The 3326-nt window shown below is 46.8% G+C and carries 5 protein-coding genes; all 5 read left to right on the forward strand.

What is annotated here, in order from left to right; all coding sequences use genetic code 11:
• The first annotated feature begins 76 nt into the window (after nucleotides 1–76).
• Entirely contained in the window at nucleotides 77–841 is a 765-nt protein-coding gene (locus B2089_RS05925; protein WP_296325900.1) for a DUF4469 domain-containing protein, read from the forward strand.
• A 219-nt stretch (nucleotides 842–1060) separates the two neighbouring features.
• Nucleotides 1061–1987 carry a ribonuclease Z gene (locus B2089_RS05930; protein ID WP_296686328.1) on the forward strand — a complete coding sequence of 309 codons (927 nt, stop codon included), beginning with the start codon at nucleotides 1061–1063 and terminating at the stop codon, nucleotides 1985–1987.
• Between the two features lie 69 nt (nucleotides 1988–2056).
• A complete protein-coding gene (locus B2089_RS05935; RefSeq protein WP_296325897.1) occupies nucleotides 2057–2569 on the forward strand; it encodes a hypothetical protein in 513 nt (170 codons plus the stop codon).
• Complete coding sequence (locus B2089_RS05940) at nucleotides 2566–2775, forward strand: ATP-binding cassette domain-containing protein (RefSeq protein WP_296325895.1); 210 nt, start codon at nucleotides 2566–2568, stop codon at nucleotides 2773–2775. Before B2089_RS05935 ends, B2089_RS05940 begins: the two co-directional genes overlap by 4 nt.
• Nucleotides 2684–3326 (forward strand): DEAD/DEAH box helicase family protein (locus tag B2089_RS05945; RefSeq protein ID WP_414717861.1); only part of this gene is annotated, 643 nt, incomplete at its 3' end. The genes B2089_RS05940 and B2089_RS05945, both read left to right, overlap by 92 nt.

Genomic DNA, 3326 nt, shown 5'->3' on the forward strand with positions numbered 1-3326 from the left:
CCTATTTGTTTCTTGGAATTTACAGCCGCGGAGGCGTTCCGCAAAAAAAATATTCTATATTAAAGGTGGTATCACCATGAATGATAAGACAAATAAACTTTCAGACACAGTGAACGTCACAATGCACACGCTCACTCTTTCGGACAAAGCAGTTTCTTACGCAAAAGTAAAGCGCAACACGGCTTTTATCGGTAACATTGTTTCCAAAGTCCTTGAGCACAACAAGGTCCTGGACAGGGAAACTCTGCTTTATTCAGCCGGCCTTTTCAGGAACGCAATTCTGGAGCTTCTTAAAAGCGGAAAGGCTGTAGACCTTCTTGAAATGGGTGTTTTGTACATAAAGCCTTCTTCAAGCATGGACTCTCTGAACCCAAGCATCAATGACGTTCCTGACATGACTCTTTCTTTTACGCCGAGCGACCTTGCCTTAGAAGCCGTAAAAGGTGTGACTGTCGGAGCTGATATTACTGCGACAAACGAGCCAGACTTGGAAAGTCTTTACAATATCCACACAAAAAAAGAAGGCTGCGAGCTTTCAATCGGTCATTCAGCCCGCATTACAGGTAAAAGGCTCAAGATTGCCGGTGAAGAGACAGAAACAGGATTGTATCTTGCCTCTTGCTCAGACGACGGAACTTATGACTCTGACATCTCAACATGGACAGCCATCGGAATGGAAAACATTGTTGATAACACAAACTCAAAGATTCTCTTCAACATTCCTTCGACTGTCGTAAGCGGAATCTACAGGCTGATTCTCAGAACGGCTTATGGTTCAGGTACACGCATCAACAAAACAGTGCGAACCGGAGTCTATGCTGAAAAAGTAATGCTTGCATAGCGTAAAAAAAACTGGGCTGGCAATTTTTTGCCTGTCCAGGTGCGCAAGGGATTGTAGTGGTGGCGCTTTTGCGCCAGTGCGAAGCACCGGAGGCGCGTAAGACGCCGTAGCCACGGAAAGCAAACAAGCACGACAACTAAGGTGCTTGCCGACCCGCCGCCAGGCGGGATGCGCCCCCAAAATATTCCCCAACCGCCCGAAATCTGATACAATTCCACCATGAATTTAGAAGCATTTGTTTTGGGCTGTGGCGGCATGATGCCCCTTCCTTACCGCCATCTTACTTCCGTTTTGCTCCGCCGTGACGGAGATTTGTTCCTTTTTGACTGCGGCGAGGGCACTCAGGTTTCCCTCAAACGGCTCAACCTCAAATGGAAGAAAATCGATGCCATTTTTATCTCGCACACCCACGCCGATCATGTGACGGGGCTTCCCGGAATGCTCATGCTCTCGGCCCAGGTTGACCGCACCGAGCCGCTATACATCTACGGTCCGCCCAAAGTACGTGAATATGTGGAGACCAGCCGTCAGGTTCTTGATATGTACATCAATTATCCAATTATAATAAAAGAAATTACCGCCCCTTGCGTCGTGCATGAAGGCAAAGACTTTTACATCCGCGCCTTTCCGCTCTCGCACACAAAGACCTGCGTTGGCTACACGCTCGAAGAACTTGACCGCCCGGGCGAATTCAATCCCGAAAAGGCAGAGTCTCTTGGAATCCCGCGCGGCCCCTTGTGGGGAAAACTCCAGCGTGGCGAGGATGTCACTTCGGCGGACGGAAAAATCATCAAGCCGAGCGACGTGATGGGCGAAAAACGAAGCGGCCGCAAATTCTCGTTTGTGACCGACACCCAGTACCTTCCGAGCATCGCGCGTGAAGTGCAGGGGAGCGACCTTCTGATTTGTGAAGGCATGTTCGCCGACGACTGCGAGGATCAGGCCAAAGAAAAAAAACACATGACAGCCCGCCAGGCCGCCACAATCGCCCGGGACGCAAATGCAAGCCGCATGGCTATGATTCACTATTCACCACGCTACACCGACCGCGAGCTTGACGTGCTTTTGAAGCAGGCGCAGGAAGTCTATCCCAAGGCCGAGCTCACAAAAGACAGGATGATTTTCGATATTCCCTACATAGATTAAAAAATGACCCTATATTGCATAAGCCTTTTTTTAGAGAAAGCCAAAATCTCAAAGCTCATAAAATTCAGCATGGAAAACGGACTTTCCTGCAAAGAATTGCAAATAACCGATCAGACAGGCGAAAGTGGAAAAGGCAATCAAATTGATGCTGGGGGAATCAAGATTCTTCTTTTACCCTGCAATGACTTTCACCAAGACGGTGATTTTGAAATCGGCTTGACAACAAAAAATAAGGAAAATTGGACAAGATTCGTTAAAAGAGCGGGCAAAGCCTTCAAGATTGAGAAAGGGAAACTCGATGACGAAGGCACAGAATATCTTTTGATGGAAAGCGATGAAGAAAACCATGGAAATTTTTTCTTTATTTTTGACGGACAGCTATCTGATGCCAATTCCCTTTCTAAAATCTCCTGTACCGTCAAGAATCAGGATTCTATCTTCTTCAAGGAAAAAATTTCCCAATTCCTCGATGCGGATTTGCTTGAAAAAATAGAAATCACATCGGGTGAACTTTTTTCACTGAATGAACTGAGAACCAAAAAGGAAGGAAAGGAAATCATTTTCCCGATTATGCAAATATGATTCAGCTTATCAATTTCTCAAAATCCTATTCCTCAAAAAAAGATGCCTTTGCCGTGGACGATTTTTCCCTGGAGTGCAAAGAAGGCGAAATCACCGGGCTTTTAGGCCTTAACGGTGCGGGGAAGACCACAATCCTCAAGGCAATCCCCGCCCGGCATTTTGCCAGCCGGGGAAGCGTCCTTATCGAAGGAAAAGAAGCGGGCTGACATAATTCTTTATTACAAACCTAACATTCCTGTCGCTGTAATTGAAGCAAAGGATAACACGCATTCCGTCGGTTCCGGTTTGCAGCAGGCATTGGGCTATGCAGAAACTCTTGATATTCCTGTCGCAATCACTTCTAACGGAGACGGATTTATAATTCAATATCGCAAAAACTGCGGGAACTTAGATTCAACTCAGCAAGCGATTATCACGCAAGAGCTGGATTTAAACGATTTTCCAACACCAGAAGACTTGTGGGCTTGTTACAAACGCTATAACGGATTAGACGATAAAAGCGAACAGACGGCTCTTTCCCAATATTTCTTTGGAAATGGCTGCTACCCACCGCGCTACTACCAGAGAATCGCCGTCAACCGCGCGGTAGAAGCAATTGCGCGCGGACAAAAACGCATCCTTCTTGTGATGGCGACTGGCACAGGAAAAACATTCACGGCTTTTCAAATCATCTACCGTCTCTGGAAATCTGGCTGTAAAAAGCGAATCCTTTACCTGGCAGATCGCAACAATCTTATCACTCAGACAAAGAAAGGCG

Source organism: Treponema sp. UBA3813 (genome assembly GCA_002368605.1).
Classification (GTDB): domain Bacteria; phylum Spirochaetota; class Spirochaetia; order Treponematales; family Treponemataceae; genus Treponema_D.